This window comes from uncultured Jannaschia sp., from assembly GCF_947503795.1.
In the GTDB taxonomy this organism is placed as follows: Bacteria; Pseudomonadota; Alphaproteobacteria; order Rhodobacterales; family Rhodobacteraceae; genus Jannaschia.
The window spans coordinates 1,034,685-1,048,719 of record NZ_CANNEZ010000001.1; the positions used below are offsets into that span (position 1 = coordinate 1,034,685).

Below are 14,035 nucleotides of genomic sequence, written 5' to 3' on the forward strand. Positions count from 1 at the left end.
AGGCCTTGCACGGCAGGCGCGCCGTGGTAGCGTTGCCCCCGACGACGCCGCGCGCCCATGACGCGGTGCGACAGCACGGGGAGCGGGGATGCCGAACGGCGAGACCCGGAACGTCTTGGAGGTCCGAAACCTTCAGACGGTGTTTCATACCCGCGGCGGGGAGGTCCACGCCGTCAATTCCGTGAGCTTCGACGTGAAGCCCGGCGAGCTGCTGGGTGTCGTGGGCGAAAGCGGATCGGGCAAATCCGTCACGATGATGTCGCTGATCGGCCTGCTGCCGTCGCCGCCCGCCGAGGTGCGCGCGGGCGAAGTCCTGCTCGACGGCGAGGATCTTCTCCAGGCCTCGAACGCCCGGCTGCGGCAGGTGCGCGGCGGCGAGGTCGGCTTCATCTTTCAAGACCCGATGACCTCGCTGAACCCGGTCTTCAACGTCGGCTTCCAGATCATGGAGCCGCTGCGGCGGCACATGGGACTGAACAAGAAACAGGCGGCCGAGCGGGCCGTCGAATTGCTCGAACTGGTCGGCATTCCTGGCGCACGGGGGCGGCTGGGGGATTATCCGCACCAGTTCTCGGGAGGGATGCGGCAGCGGGTGATGATCGCCATCGCGCTGGCCTGCGACCCGAAGGTCCTGATCGCCGACGAGCCGACGACCGCGCTCGACGTCACGATCCAGGCGCAGATCCTCGAGATCGTCGAGGATCTGCGCGCCAAGCTCGGGATGGCGATCGTCTGGATCACCCATGACCTCGGCGTGGTCGCAGGCATCGCCGACCGGGTGCTGGTGATGTATGGCGGCCAAGTCGTCGAGCAGGCGCCGGTGCATCCGCTGTTCAACGATCCGCGACATCCCTACACACGCGCGCTTCTGAAGACGATCCCGAGCGTATCGGGCGCACGGGCCGACATGCTGCAGGTGATCGAGGGGCAGCCGCCGATCCTCGGGGCGGCGCCCACGTCCTGCCCGTTCCTCGACCGCTGTCCGCTGGCCCATGCGCGCTGCCATGTCGAGAACCCGCGCCGCGAGGATGTCGGCGGCGGCCATGACGTGGCCTGTTTCCACCCGCTCGCGCATACCGCGAAGGAGGCGGTGGCATGACCCGCCCCCTCGTCGAGGTGCGCGACCTCAAAATGCATTTTCCGATCCATGCCGGGCTTCTGCGACGGCAGGTCGGGGCGGTGAAGGCGGTCGACGGCGTGTCCTTCGACATCATCGAGGGCGAGACCCTCGGGCTCGTGGGCGAGTCGGGCTGCGGCAAGTCCACCTGCGGCCGCGCGGTGCTGCGGCTCTACGACATCACGGAGGGCGAGATCGTCATCGACGGGCGCGCCATCGGCGGTGATAGCCAACGTTCGCTGCGGACGATGCGCCCGACGATGCAGATGGTCTTCCAAGACCCGCAGGCGTCGCTGAATCCGCGCATGACCGTCGGCAACATCATCGGCGAGCCGTTGCAGGAACATACCGACATGGACGCCACCGCGCGGCAGGCGCGCGTGGCCGAGCTGATGGACCAGGTCGGCCTCAACCGGACCTTCCTCAACCGCTACCCCCACGAGTTCTCGGGCGGGCAGCGGCAGCGGATCGGGATCGCCCGCGCACTTGCGCTGAAGCCGAAATTCATCGTCTGCGACGAGCCGATCGCGGCGCTCGACGTGTCGATCCAGGCGCAGGTCGTGAACCTTCTCGAGGAGCTGCAGAACGAGCTGGGGCTGACCTATCTCTTCATCTCCCACGACCTCAGCATGGTGCGGCACATCGCCGATCGCGTGGCGGTGATGTATCTCGGCAAGGTGGTCGAGCTTGCGCCGCGCGACGCGCTCTACGACCACCCGCTCCACCCGTATACCGAGGCGCTGCTTTCGGCCGTGCCCGAGCCTGATCCCGCCAAGGCCGGCCAGAAGAAGAACCGGATCGTGCTGCAGGGCGACGTGCCCAGCCCCGCAAACCCGCCCGAAGGCTGCAACTTCTCCACCCGCTGTCCCAGGGCGATGGACCTGTGCCGCCGGGTCGATCCGGCCTTTCGCGAGGTCGAGCCGGGTCATTGGGCCGCGTGCCACCTGCACGATCCCGAGCATCAGGCCGACATGGTGCCACCGCCCGTCGCCGGGCCTGACACGGATGCCGGGCCGGACCCCGACGCCGCACCTGCACCCGAGGGGGATGGATGAAATTCCAATTTTCACTGAAGATTGGGGGGCCGACGCGACGCAGATCGCGCGGAACGAGGACGATGAGCATCAACGCTTCGCGCGATACGCGAACGATCAACACGGAGATCAACACATGACAACCAGATCCGCATTGCTGTGCGCCGCCGCCAGCTTCGCCCTGGCCCCGATGGCATATGCCGACGGCCACGAGGGCAAGCGCGGCCGCGACGGCCAGGTCAATATCATTTACTGGCAGGCGCCCTCGACGCTGAACCCGTTCCTGTCGGGTGGCACCAAGGACGTCGAATCCGCCTCGCTGATCGTCGAGCCGCTCGCGCGCTTCGACGAGACGGGCACCATCCAGCCGTGGCTCGTCACCGAGATCCCCACCGTCGACAATGGCGGCGTCACCGAAGATCTGACGCAGATCACCTGGAAGCTGCGTGACGACATCCTCTGGTCGGACGGCACGCCCTTCACCAGCGCCGACGTCGCCTTCACCCACGAGTATTGCACCCACCCCGAGGGCGGCTGCGCGCAGATCACGAAGTTCGAGTCGGTCGAGAGTGTCGAGACGCCCGATGACTTCACCGTGGTCGTGAACTTCAAGGAGCCGACGCCCTATCCCTACACCGCGTTCGTCGGCGGCGAGAGCCCGATCCTGCAGAAAGCGCAATTCGAGGGCTGCCTCGGCGCCGCCGCCTCGGCCTGCACCGAGCAGAACTTCAACCCGATCGGCACCGGTCCGTTCGTCGTGGACGAGTTCCGCACCAACGACGTGATCTCGCTCTCGGCCAACCCGAATTACCGCGAGGCGGGCAAGCCGGCCTTCGCCAGCGTAAACTTCAAGGGCGGCGGCGACGCCGACGCGGCGGGCCGTGCCGTGATGCAGACCGGCGAGTTCGACTACGCCTGGAACCTGCAGCTGGCCCCCGAGGTCATCGCGCAGATGGAAGCGGGCGGCTTGGGCACGCCGGTCGCGGGCTTCGGTCCGCTGGTCGAGCGCATCATGCTCAACAACACGAACCCCGATCCGGCGCTCGGCCCGGACGAGCGCTCGGTCGTGCGGCCGCATCCGTTCCTGTCGGACCCGGCGGTCTACCAGGCGCTGTCGATGGCGATCGACCGGCCGCTTCTGGTCGAGATCGGCTACGGCCAGGCGGGTCGCGTGACCTGCAACTGGATCCCGGCCCCCGAGGCGTTCTCGTCCACCTCTATGACCTGCGACACGCAGGATCTCGAAGGCGCGAAGGCCATGCTCGAGGAAGCCGGCTGGGTCGACAGCAACGGTGACGGCGTCCGCGAGAAGGACGGCGTCGAGCTGCGCGTGCTCTACCAGACCTCGACCAACGCCGTCCGTCAGGACTTCCAGGCGCTGATCAAGGAGTGGTGGGAAGAGCTGGGCGTCGCGACCGAGCTGCGCAACGTCAATTCGTCGGTGTTCTTCGGCGGCGATGCGGGTTCGCCCGACACGTTCCAGAAGTTCTATGCCGACGTCGAGATGTACGCCAACACGTTCAACGGCACCGACCCGCAGGCCTATCTGGCCAACGGCCTGTGCGACAAGGCGCCGTCGCCCGACACCCAGTGGCAGGGCGAGAACATCTCGCGCTTCTGCATGGAGGAGTACGACACGCTCTGGAACGAGCTGGCCCAGACGGCGGATATCTCCGAGCGTCAGCGCATCGCCAAGGAGCTTAACGACATGATCGTGCAGAACGGCGGGATGATCCCCCTCGTGCACCGCGGTCGCCTGTCGGCCCACGCCAACTCGCTCGGCGGCATCAAGCTGAACGTGTGGGACAGCGAGCTGTGGAACATCGCCGACTGGTACCGCATCGGCGAATGACCTGACCCCGGGGGCGGCGTTCGCGCCGTCCCCGCCCCCGCCGCGCCCGTGGCGCGGTGGGTTTCTCCCGGTCCCCGGCTGCGCGCGGGGGGCTCGGCGAGACCCACCGGAACCCTTCGACCCGAGGACGGCCCATGCTGACCTTCACCATCCGACGACTGGTCTTCGCGATCCCGACGCTGCTCTTCATCGCGCTGGTGATCTTCATGCTGCTGGAGCTGGCGCCCGGCGACCCGATGGCCAACGTCCCGCTGACCGTGCCGTCGGAGGTCAAGGAGCAGATGCGCCAGGCGCTGGGCCTGGGCGAGCCGGCGCCGATCCGGTTCTGGAAATGGATCGTCCAGTTCTTCTGGATCGAGCCCCTGAACGTGGTCGACGGCCTCTTCGGGACGACCTTCGCGGAAGGCAAGCTGCGCATCATCTCGTGGCAGAACCGCGCGCCGGTCTTCATGACCATCGCCGAGCGCATTCCCCAGACGCTCTGGGTCGTCGGCACCGCCTATATCGTGGCCATCGCCATCGCGATCCCCGTGGGTATCTACTCGGCCTACAAGCAGTACTCGGTCTTCGACCAGGCGGGCACGTTCGTCACGATGGTCGGCTTCTCGGTCCCGCCGTTCTTCTCGGGCGTGCTCGTCATCATCATCTTCGCGGTGCAGCTTCGGTGGTTCCCGTCGATCTACGACACGACACTGGTCGTCGATTCATGGGACGCGCTGAAACAGCAGATCTGGCAGATGTTCCTGCCGGTGATGATCCTCGCCCTCCAGATTACCTCCCAGCTCAGCCGGTTCATGCGCGCCTCGATGCTCGATAATCTCGGGCAGGACTACGTGCGAACCGCCCGCGCCAAGGGCCTGCGCGAGCGGACGGTCGTGCTGGTCCACGTGCTGCGCAACTCGATGATCCCGGTCGTGACCGTCATCGCGCTGGGCGTGCCGCAGGTCTTCGGCGGCGCCATCATCACCGAGCAGGTTTTCAAGGTAAACGGCATCGGCCAGCTTCTGATTACGGCGCTGCAGGCCAACGACCTGCCGATGGTGCAGACGCTGACCTTCATCTTCGCGGTGCTGATCGTGCTCTTCAACCTGATCGCGGATGTGCTCTACGGCATCCTCGACCCGAGGATCCGCTATGACTGACGCCCGCGAACCCGTGACCGCATCCGGCGTCGAGCCCGCCGTCACCGCCGCCCCCGGCGCCGTTGGCGGCACCGAGCCCGTTCTGTCCAAGCCCGAGCGCAGCCAGTGGTGGGACGTCTGGGACCAGTTCCGCACGCACAAGGGCGCGATGTTCGGCGCCATCGTCTTTCTGGCCATCGTGGCGCTGGTCGTATTGGGACCCTTCGTCTGGGACATGGAATCGGGGGTGAAGACCGACATGCGGTCGCGCAACCTCGGGATGAGCTGGGAGCACCCGCTGGGCACCGACCGGCTGGGCCGCGACATGTTCGCCCGGATGATCGCCGGCGGGCAGATCAGCCTCGCCGTGGGGCTCACGGCCATGGCGCTCAGCCTTGTGCTGGGCACACTGATCGGCGTTCTTGCGGGCTATTTCCGCGCGCTCGACGGGGCTTTGATGCGGTTGACGGACCTGTTCCTCGCGCTGCCGCTCCTGCCGCTGCTCCTCGTGATGGTCCTCCTCTTCCGCGAGCCGCTTTCGGCGGCCTTCGGGGTCGAGACCGGCATCTTCATCCTGATCGTCTCGGCCATCGGGATCACGTCCTGGATGCAGACCGCGCGGATCGTGCGCGGCGACGTGCTCGCCCTGAAGGAGCGGGAGTTCGTGCTGGCGGCCCGTTCGGTCGGGACGCCGTCGCGGCGCATCATCTCGCGGCATGTGCTGCCCAACGTGCTGTCGCCGATCATGGTGTCGGCGACGCTGGGGATCGCGACTGCGATCATCACCGAAAGCGCGCTCTCCTTCCTGGGCCTGGGCTTCCCGCCCGACTTCCCAACCTGGGGCCGCCTGCTGAACGATGGGGTGCCCTTCCTCGAGCTGAACCCCGGCCTTGCCTTCTGGCCGGGCGTCGCGATCAGCCTCGTGGTGCTCTCGATCAACTATGTCGGCGACGGCCTGCGGGACGCCCTCGACCCGCGCATCCGGGGCCGCTGAGCCGGCGTCAGGCCTGCCGAAACGGCTGCAGCGCGTCACGGTGGACGAGGTGCAGCTTGTTGCCGTCGGGATCGCGCAGGTAGGCGCCGTAGTAGTCCGGTTCATAATGGGGCCGGGGGCCGGGCGGCCCGGCGTCGGTTCCGCCTGCATCCAGCCCCGACGCGTAGGCCGCATCGACCGCCGCTCGCGACGGCGCGATCAGGGCGATCATGGTGCCGTTTCCTGCCGTCGCCGCCCGCTCGTCGAAGGGCGTCGCGATATAGAGGCGCGGCGCGTCGAGGCCCGCGACGTGAAAGCAGAGCATTTCGGGGCCGCCATCGTCCTCGAACGCCCGCTCCACCAGGTTCATCTCGGCGGCGATCGCACGGTAGAACGGGGCCGCGCGCGCGAGGTCGCGCACACCCAGCGTCACGTGGCTGATCACGGTGCGGTGGCCACGCCCACGCCGATCATGCTGTCGCGGGTCACCAGGGCGGCCAACGCGGCCTCGTCCAGACCGTCGGTCCCGGTGGGCCGCGCGGGGATCACGACGTAGCGCATGTCGGCAGTGCTGTCATGGACGCGGACGGTGGTGTCGTCGGACAGCTCGAGCCCGAATTCCGACAGGACGGCGCGCGGCTCGCGCACCGTGCGCGAGCGGTATTCGCGGGACTTGTACCAGTCGGGCGGCAGGCCCAGCAGGTTGCGCGGATAGCACGAGCACAGGGTGCAGACGACGACGTTGTGGGTGTCGTCCGTGTTCTCGACCGCGATCAGGCGCATGGGGCCCACGTCGAACCCCATTTCCGCACAGGCGGCGGACCCGTCGGCCAGCAGGCGATCCCGAAAGGCCGGGTCGGTCCAGGCGCGCGCGACGAGGGCGGCGCCCTGCGCGGGCGAGCGGGCGTCCATCGCGTCGATCTGGGCCGTGACCTCGGCGGGGGTGACGACGCCCTTCTCGACCATCAGCTCGCGCACGGCGATCTCGAGCGTCTGCCAATAGGTCAGCGGTCCGTCCTGATCGGGCCGGTAGGGGTGACCCGAGGGGCTCAGGTGGTCGTGATGGTCATGGGGCATCAGACGGGCTCCAGCCAATGGGCGTAGATCTCGGCGTCGAGCGTGTCGCCGGGGCGTTCGGGTGCCTCCCAGATGTCGTCCATCCGGAAGCGTACGCGATAGAGCGGCAGGCGCGCGGCGTCGTGGGAATAGGCGAGCTGTTCGGGATTGCCGAACGGCCCGAGCACCCGCTCGACGGTGCCGGTCCGGCCACGCAGGTAATGCGGCGTGCGGACATGGCCCGGCGGCGTCATGGTGCGAACGCGGACCCGCGCGCCGGGGGTAAGGGGCTCAGCGTCCGGCATCTGCGGCCTCGCCATAGGTGGTGCCGCGGGCGGCGACCTCCTCCATCTTGGCGCCGAGTTCGGCCACGGAATAGACGCCACGTTCCAAGAGGTTCTGGTTGAGCGATGCCACCCAGCGCTCGTAATAGCTCATGGTCTCGAACGCGTCCTCGCCCATGTCCTCGAGCACCCGCCGCAAGCCGTCCACCGAGAAGACGCCCGCCAGCCCCGCGAGGATCACCAGCGCATCGACCCGCTTTTCCCACAGCGCGAAATCGTGATCGGCATCGGGAACCGGACCGGCGAGGTCGCCGCCCATGTCGTGCCAGCGCCGTGCGGGACCGTCGGTCATGCCTGCGCCTCCAGCTGTTCGATCTGCGGGCGGAGTCCCTCCAACGCGTAGCCCGCGCGCGCCGTGGCGGCGAGGATGTCGTTCGCAGGCATCCGGCCCGCCATGGCCAGCGCCCAGAGCACCGCGCTGCGCGTGCCCGATGCGCAATAGGCCACGACGGAGCCCTCGGCGGCGTCGATGGCGTCGGCCTGCTCCTCGACGGCGGACAGCGTCAGGTTGGGCATCGCGACGGGGTTGAAGGTGAAGGCGAGGCCCGCGGCCTCGGCGGCGGCCTGCATCGCGGCGGCCTGATGCGAAGGCGGCACCTCGCCGTCGGGACGGTTGCAGATGATCGCGGTCACGCCATCCGCGGCCAGCTCGGCCATGTCCTCGGGGTCGAGCTGGGGCGCGACGGAGGTCGTGTCGTCGAGGGGGCGCAGATCCATGGGCGGCGGTCCGGTTTGGTCGGTTACGTCCGCGAAGATGCCCGCAGGGTGCGCGGAAGGAAAGACGCGGATCGCGCGCGCGTCACAGCCGGTTGACGGGCAGCTTCAGCGCGACGTTCCCGTCGGCATCCGGCTCGGGCATCCGGCCGCCCCGCATGTTCACCTGCAGCGACGGCAGGATCAGCTTCGGGGCACCCAGCGTCGCGTCGCGCTCGGTCCTGAGCTTGAGGAAGGCCTCGCGCCCATCGGTGACGTGGCGGTTGCGCTTCTCTGCGGCGACGCTGGTTTCCCACGCGAACTCGTCGCGGCCCGGCGCCTTGTAGTCGTGGCCGACGAAGATGCGGGTGGCATCGGGCAGGGCGAGGATCTTCTGCATCGAATCCCACAGCGTCTCAGCCGAGCCGCCGGGGAAATCGCAGCGCGCGGTGCCGAAATCGGGCATGAACATCGTGTCGCCGACGAAGGCCGACGCGGCATCCTCGGGCCCGACCACATAGGTAAGGCAGGCGGGCGTGTGGCCCGGCGTGTGCAGCACGCGGACGGGCAGGGTGCCGATCTCGAAGCGGTCGCCCTCGCGGAAGAGCGCGTCGAACTGGCTGCCGTCGCGTTGGAACCGCGTGCCCTCATTGAAGATCTTGCCGAAGGTGTCCTGAACGGTAACGATCTCGGCGCCGATGCCGATCTTCCCGCCCAGTTTCTCCTGGATGTAGGGCGCGGCCGAAAGGTGGTCGGCATGGACATGGGTTTCCAGCAGCCACTCCAGCGTCAAGCCCCGGTCGCGGATCGCGGCGATCAGGCGGTCGGCGCTGGTGGTGGAGGTCCGGCCCGCAGCCATGTCGAAATCGAGCACCGGGTCGATGACGGCGCAGGTCGTGCCGTCATCCACCAGATAGCTGACGGTGTTGGTTCCGGGGTCGAAGAACCCCTCGACATTGGCGGTCATGGCGTGTCCTCCCGCACGTACTGTCAGGGTGAGGGGGCGGGGGGTCAAGTCAGACGACCAGCTCGTTGTCGGCTTCCTCGTCGCGGCTTTCATCGTGGCTGGCCAGCGCCATGCCGAAGGTCAGGATGCCGACGCGCCCTGCGGTCATCAGGATGATGATGATGAGCTTGCCCAGCCCCGTCAGATCGCCCGTGATCCCCATCGAGAGGCCGACCGTCCCCATGGCCGAGATCGCCTCGAACATCACCGCGTCGAAGGGCAGGCCGGGATCGGCGAGTAGCAGGCAGAAGGTCGCGGCGAAGAGCAGGCCCGCGTAGTAGGTCAGCGACGCGGTGGCCGTCTGAAGCCGTTCGAGCGGGATCTCGCGCTTGGCGTAGCGGATGCGGTCGCGGCCCTTCAGGGTCGAGCGGACGAGGCCCACCAAGGCCGCGAAGGACGTCGTCTTGAGCCCGCCACCCGTGCCCGCCGGCGAGGCTCCGACGATCATCAAAAAGAACATCACCACGATGATCGCGGGCGCCAGCGCGCCGATGGGCGTAGTGTTGAAGCCGACCGTGGTCGATGCGGTCATGACCTGGAAGAAGCTCGCCAGCAGGCGATCTTCGGGCGCCATGGCCTGATAGGTCGGCTCGGCCACGAAGAGGATCGCGGTCCCGACCACCAGGAAGCCTAGCGTCATGCGCCAAATGACCTTGGAGGTGAACCCGAGGTAGCGCGCGCGCCCCGTCAGCGTCCGGAAGAAGTCGACGAAGATCAAAAAGCCCATGGCGCCCAAGAGCGACAGTGCCGAGATGGTCAGAACGACGCCGGAATGGTCGTAGAACCCCTCGAACGAGTTCGAGTTGAGCGAGAAGCCGGCGGTCGCGAAGGCCGAGACCGAGTGGAAGATCGCCGACCAGACCGCGTCCTCGACCCCGGAGGCGTCGAACACCACCCAGAGGGCCACCGCGCCGATCGCCTCGCAGGCCAGCGCGAAGAAGACCACGGCCTTGACGAAGCCGCGCGGATCCACATCCTCGGGGAGGTTGAAGGCTGTCCGCGTGGCATGCGCGCGCAGCCGGTCGAAGCGGTCGGCCAGGTGCAGGGCCACGAACGATCCGATGGTCATGTAGCCGAGGCCGCCCATCTGGATCAGCGCGAGGATCACGATTTCGCCGAAGAAGGTGAAGGTCGAGCCCGGATCGACGGTGACGAGCCCTGTCGTCGAGACCGCCGAGGTCGCGATGAAGAGCGTATCGAGCGCGCCGGTCGGCACCTCCTGCGCCACGGGGAGCGACAGGAGCGCCCATCCGAGCACCATATAGCTCAGATAGCCCATAAGCAGAAGTTTGGGGGGCGAGGTATGAGCGAGGATGGAGCGCCAGCGGGCCCATCCCTTGAGAAGCGTCATTTGCACGCTGGACATGAATGTCGTCCGCCGGTTGTACGGTCGCAAACGCCGGGTCGGGCCCGTTGTTCCGGTGATCCTTGCATCGGGCGGGTCGAAATCTCTAGATGCGTTCGACGGATCGGGAGGGATGTATGGGCTGGAAGGCGGAGTGGGAGCGGGCCAGGACCGACCCCGAAGGGTTCTGGATGGAGCAGGCCCGCGCGATCGACTGGGAGCGGATGCCCTCTCGGGCGCTGCACGACCAGGGCGGCCCGGTGCCCGAATGGTTCGCGGACGGGATGGTCAACACCTGCCACAACGCCGTCGACCGGCATGTCGCGGCCGGGCATGGCGACCGCCTGGCGCTGATCCATGACAGCCCCGTCACCGGACGCGTCACCCGCATCACCTATACCGAGCTTCAGGACCGTTGCGCGCGCCTCGCCGGGGCGCTGGGCGAACGGGGCGTGGGCGCGGGCGACCGGGTCGTGATCTACATGCCGATGGTGCCCGAGGCGATCGTCGCGATGCTCGCCTGTACGCGCATCGGGGCGATCCATTCGGTCGTGTTCGGCGGCTTCGCGGCCTCCGAGCTGGCGGTGCGGATCGACGACGCCAAGCCCCGTGCGATCATCGCGGGCTCCTGCGGGATCGAGCCCGGACGGATCGTCGCCTACAAGCCGCTTCTGGACGAGGCGCTGCGCCTTGCCGACCATGCGCCCAACTTCACCATCCTGCTGCAACGCCCCGAGGGGCCGGGCGAGATGGGGGCGTCGGATGTCGACTGGGCCGACGCGATGGAGGCCGAGCCGGTGCCCTGCGTGCCCGTGCGCGGCGACCACCCGGCCTATATCCTCTATACCTCGGGCACGACCGGCGCGCCGAAAGGCGTCGTGCGCGCGACCGGCGGGCATCTCGTGGCGCTCGACTGGACGATGGAGAACATCTACGACACCCGGCCGGGCGAAGTCTTCTGGGCCGCGTCCGACGTGGGCTGGGTCGTGGGACACAGCTACATCTGCTACGCGCCGCTGATCCACGGCTGCACCAGCGTCGTCTTCGAGGGCAAGCCCGTGGGAACGCCTGACGCCTCGACCTTCTGGCGGGTGATGGCGGATCACGGCGTGGTCAACTTCTTCACGGCGCCCACGGCCTTCCGCGCCGTCAAACGCGACGATCCGACCGGGGCGCTGATGGCGGGGCACGACCTCTCGAAGCTGCGGCACATCTACCTTGCGGGCGAGCGGGCAGATCCCGACACGATCGACTGGATCGCGGCGCGCACCGGCCTGCCGGTGATCGACCATTGGTGGCAGACCGAAACGGGCTGGGCCATCGCGGCGAACCCCGTGGGTCTCGAGGCGCTGCCGGTCAAGATCGGCTCGCCTTCGGTGCCCATGCCCGGCTACGACGTGACCGTGCTGGACGATGCGGGGCAGGCGGTCGAACCCGGCACGCTGGGCGCCATTGCCGTGCGCCTGCCGCTGCCGCCGGGGACGCTGCCGACGCTTTGGCACGCGGAGGACAGGTTCCGGTCGAGCTATCTCTCGACCTTCCCGGGCTTCTACGAGACCGGTGACGCGGGAATGATCGACGAGGACGGATACCTCTGGATCATGGCGCGCACCGACGACGTCATCAACGTGGCCGGCCATCGCCTGTCGACGGGGGCGATGGAGGAGGTGCTGGCCGCCCATCCCGACGTCGCAGAATGCGCCGTGATCGGCGTGGCCGACCCGCTCAAGGGCCAGCTGCCGCTGGGTTTCCTCTGCCTGACCTCGGGCGTCACGCGTGACCACGGCGACGTGGCGCGCGAATGCGTGGCCCTCGTGCGCGAGAAGATCGGGCCCGTCGCGGCCTTCAAGCTGGCCGTGGTGGTGGACCGGCTGCCGAAGACGCGGTCGGGCAAGATCCTGCGCGCGACGATGGCGCGGATCGCGGACGGGCAAGAGTTCAAGATGCCCGCGACCATCGACGACCCGGCGATACTCGACGAGATCGGCACGGCCCTGAAGCCGCTGGGGTATCCGGCCTCGTGACCGCAGCGCCCGGCGACCGCGACGGCGCCGCGGCGCCCGATCCGCTCGACCTTCTGGGGCATGATATCCGCGCCGCCGTGTCGGATGTCATCGGCGGGCTGCGCCTGATCGACGGCGACCCGCTGCCGGAAGATGTGCGCGGGCAGCTGGCCCGCATCCAGGCGTCCTCCGAACTCCTCGCGCGGCTGGTCGAGGAGCTCTTGTCGGGCGGCGGCAACGAGGGCGAGGACGAGGTCGGAAATCTCAACCTGCCGCGCTTTCTCGACGAGGAGTTGCGCCGCTGGCACGGCGCGGCCATGCCGCTGGCCACTCGCGTCAGCCTCGACCGATCCGCCGACCTGCCCGAAGTCGTCCGCCTCTCGCGCCTGTCGCTCCGCCGCGTCGTGGCGAACCTGATGGGGAACGCGCTGCGTCACGCACCGGGCGGCACGATCACCCTGAGCGCGGACGTGCTGGCCGATGGCACGCTCTCGATCGGGGTCGGCGATCAGGGGCCGGGCTTCCCGGACGCGATGCTGGAGGGTGCGGTCGGCACCACCCGCGGCACCGGGCCGACCGCGGGGTCGGGCATGGGCCTTCAGATCGCGAGGGCGCGGGCCGAAGCTCTGGGCGGCACGCTGGTGATGCGCAACCGGCCCGGCGGCGGGGCCGAGGTGACCGTCCGCCTGCCATCCGGGATCTGGCAGCGCGAAGAGGTCTCCGAGACCGGCCTGCCGGACCTGACCGGACACCGCATTCTCGTGGCCGAGGACAGCGTCACGAGCCAGACGCTCGTCCGCGCGATGCTGACGCGGATGGGCGCGGAGTGCGAAGTGGCGGCCGATGGGATCGAGGCGCTGAACTGGCTTTCGCGCGAACGGTTCGATCTGGCACTTATCGATATCGAGATGCCCGCGCTGGGCGGCATCGACGTGATCCGGTCGGAACGGCTGCGCCAGGCGCGCGGCATCGCGCCGCCGACCGCCATGGTCGCGATGACGGCATACGATCTTCGGGACAACCGCGACGCCATCCTGGAGGCGGGCGCGGATGGCGTCCTTCCCAAGCCCTTGCCCGAGATCGCGCCCTTCGGCCGCAGCGTCGCGCATTACCTGCGGTCCACGCCCGCGGCGGCGGATTGGCGCCCCGAGGCCGCGCCTGCGCTGTCGGTGGCGACATTGGCCGAGTTGATGATGGCGGCGGGACCGGAGTTTCAGACCGACCTTCTCGACGGGCTGCGCGCCGATCTCGCGGATGTCGAGGCGGGTCTGGCCGGGGCCATTGCGGCGGGCAACATGGCCGAGATCCGGATCCGGACGCATATCCTGCTGTCGCTGGCCGGGGCCGTCGGGGCGCTCCCGACGCAGCAGGCCGCCCGTCGGCTCAACGATCTTGCGCGCGAGGGGGATGCCGAGGCCGTCGCGATCGCAGGCCGGCTCTGCCTCGGGCGGCTGGCCGACCTGCGGGAGGAACTGGCTGGCGCGGTCTGAG

General features: G+C 68.5%; 14 protein-coding genes. 7 read left to right on the top strand and 7 right to left on the bottom strand.

Features of this window, described 5'->3' with window-relative positions:
• Positions 1–88 precede the first annotated feature (88 nt).
• The 5 genes from Q0833_RS05620 to Q0833_RS05640 all read left to right on the top strand — a co-directional run bounded on the left by Q0833_RS05620 (position 89) and on the right by Q0833_RS05640 (position 6,118).
• Positions 89–1,099 (top strand): ABC transporter ATP-binding protein, encoded by a 1,011-nt coding sequence (locus tag Q0833_RS05620; protein WP_298431104.1) that lies wholly within the window; start codon positions 89–91, stop codon positions 1,097–1,099.
• Positions 1,096–2,172, top strand: a complete 1,077-nt coding sequence (locus Q0833_RS05625) for an ABC transporter ATP-binding protein (RefSeq protein WP_298431106.1) — start codon at positions 1,096–1,098, stop codon at positions 2,170–2,172. Before Q0833_RS05620 ends, Q0833_RS05625 begins: the two co-directional genes overlap by 4 nt.
• 115 nt (positions 2,173–2,287) lie before the next feature.
• Positions 2,288–4,003: a peptide ABC transporter substrate-binding protein gene (locus Q0833_RS05630; RefSeq protein ID WP_298431108.1), complete on the top strand. Its 1,716-nt coding sequence runs from the start codon at positions 2,288–2,290 to the stop codon at positions 4,001–4,003.
• A 134-nt stretch (positions 4,004–4,137) separates the two neighbouring features.
• Entirely contained in the window at positions 4,138–5,145 is a 1,008-nt protein-coding gene (locus tag Q0833_RS05635) for an ABC transporter permease (protein WP_298431110.1), read from the top strand.
• Positions 5,138–6,118 (top strand): ABC transporter permease, encoded by a 981-nt coding sequence (locus Q0833_RS05640; RefSeq protein WP_298431112.1) that lies wholly within the window; start codon positions 5,138–5,140, stop codon positions 6,116–6,118. The genes Q0833_RS05635 and Q0833_RS05640 overlap by 8 nt, the downstream gene beginning before the upstream one ends.
• A gap of 7 nt (positions 6,119–6,125) precedes the next feature.
• Here the strand turns inward: Q0833_RS05640 and Q0833_RS05645 are convergent, their stop codons facing one another.
• From Q0833_RS05645 to Q0833_RS05675, 7 genes are all read right to left on the bottom strand, one after another.
• Positions 6,126–6,542 (bottom strand): VOC family protein, encoded by a 417-nt coding sequence (locus tag Q0833_RS05645; protein ID WP_298431114.1) that lies wholly within the window; start codon positions 6,540–6,542, stop codon positions 6,126–6,128.
• Positions 6,539–7,174 carry a nitrile hydratase subunit alpha gene (nthA, locus tag Q0833_RS05650; RefSeq protein ID WP_298431116.1) on the bottom strand — a complete coding sequence of 212 codons (636 nt, stop codon included), beginning with the start codon at positions 7,172–7,174 and terminating at the stop codon, positions 6,539–6,541. The genes Q0833_RS05645 and nthA overlap by 4 nt, the downstream gene beginning before the upstream one ends.
• The gene (locus tag Q0833_RS05655) at positions 7,174–7,458 is read right to left on the bottom strand and encodes an SH3-like domain-containing protein (protein WP_298431118.1); all 285 of its coding nucleotides are present in this window, start codon (positions 7,456–7,458) and stop codon (positions 7,174–7,176) included. Before Q0833_RS05655 ends, nthA begins: the two co-directional genes overlap by 1 nt.
• Entirely contained in the window at positions 7,445–7,789 is a 345-nt protein-coding gene (locus tag Q0833_RS05660) for an SH3-like domain-containing protein (protein WP_298431121.1), read from the bottom strand. The genes Q0833_RS05655 and Q0833_RS05660 overlap by 14 nt, the downstream gene beginning before the upstream one ends.
• Positions 7,786–8,214, bottom strand: coding sequence for a TIGR01244 family sulfur transferase (locus Q0833_RS05665; RefSeq protein WP_298431123.1), 429 nt, complete (start codon positions 8,212–8,214; stop codon positions 7,786–7,788). Before Q0833_RS05665 ends, Q0833_RS05660 begins: the two co-directional genes overlap by 4 nt.
• A gap of 82 nt (positions 8,215–8,296) precedes the next feature.
• Complete coding sequence (locus Q0833_RS05670; RefSeq protein WP_298431125.1) at positions 8,297–9,157, bottom strand: MBL fold metallo-hydrolase; 861 nt, start codon at positions 9,155–9,157, stop codon at positions 8,297–8,299.
• 49 nt (positions 9,158–9,206) lie between these two features.
• Positions 9,207–10,562, bottom strand: a complete 1,356-nt coding sequence (locus Q0833_RS05675; RefSeq protein ID WP_298431127.1) for a TrkH family potassium uptake protein — start codon at positions 10,560–10,562, stop codon at positions 9,207–9,209.
• Positions 10,563–10,678: 116 nt separating this feature from the next.
• On the opposite strand from Q0833_RS05675, the gene Q0833_RS05680 reads away from it, so the two are divergent.
• On the top strand, positions 10,679–12,565 hold the full coding sequence (locus Q0833_RS05680; protein WP_298431129.1) for an AMP-binding protein: 1,887 nt from the start codon (positions 10,679–10,681) through the stop codon (positions 12,563–12,565).
• Positions 12,562–14,034 (top strand): ATP-binding protein, encoded by a 1,473-nt coding sequence (locus Q0833_RS05685; RefSeq protein WP_298431131.1) that lies wholly within the window; start codon positions 12,562–12,564, stop codon positions 14,032–14,034. The genes Q0833_RS05680 and Q0833_RS05685 overlap by 4 nt, the downstream gene beginning before the upstream one ends.
• Position 14,035: the final 1 nt, after the last annotated feature.

What these genes read in the sequence shown, in the direction of transcription:
- Q0833_RS05630 (WP_298431108.1), top strand. Translation starts at nt 2,288, where the DNA reads ATGACAACCAGATCCGCATTGCTGTGCGCCGCCGCCAGCTTCGCCCTG.
- Q0833_RS05675 (WP_298431127.1), bottom strand. Translation starts at nt 10,562, where the DNA reads ATGTCCAGCGTGCAAATGACGCTTCTCAAGGGATGGGCCCGCTGGCGC.
- Q0833_RS05670 (WP_298431125.1), bottom strand. Translation starts at nt 9,157, where the DNA reads ATGACCGCCAATGTCGAGGGGTTCTTCGACCCCGGAACCAACACCGTC.
- Q0833_RS05680 (WP_298431129.1), top strand. Translation starts at nt 10,679, where the DNA reads ATGGGCTGGAAGGCGGAGTGGGAGCGGGCCAGGACCGACCCCGAAGGG.
- Q0833_RS05660 (WP_298431121.1), bottom strand. Translation starts at nt 7,789, where the DNA reads ATGACCGACGGTCCCGCACGGCGCTGGCACGACATGGGCGGCGACCTC.
- Q0833_RS05655 (WP_298431118.1), bottom strand. Translation starts at nt 7,458, where the DNA reads ATGCCGGACGCTGAGCCCCTTACCCCCGGCGCGCGGGTCCGCGTTCGC.
- Q0833_RS05625 (WP_298431106.1), top strand. Translation starts at nt 1,096, where the DNA reads ATGACCCGCCCCCTCGTCGAGGTGCGCGACCTCAAAATGCATTTTCCG.
- Q0833_RS05635 (WP_298431110.1), top strand. Translation starts at nt 4,138, where the DNA reads ATGCTGACCTTCACCATCCGACGACTGGTCTTCGCGATCCCGACGCTG.
- Q0833_RS05620 (WP_298431104.1), top strand. Translation starts at nt 89, where the DNA reads ATGCCGAACGGCGAGACCCGGAACGTCTTGGAGGTCCGAAACCTTCAG.
- nthA (WP_298431116.1), bottom strand. Translation starts at nt 7,174, where the DNA reads ATGCCCCATGACCATCACGACCACCTGAGCCCCTCGGGTCACCCCTAC.
- Q0833_RS05640 (WP_298431112.1), top strand. Translation starts at nt 5,138, where the DNA reads ATGACTGACGCCCGCGAACCCGTGACCGCATCCGGCGTCGAGCCCGCC.
- Q0833_RS05665 (WP_298431123.1), bottom strand. Translation starts at nt 8,214, where the DNA reads ATGGATCTGCGCCCCCTCGACGACACGACCTCCGTCGCGCCCCAGCTC.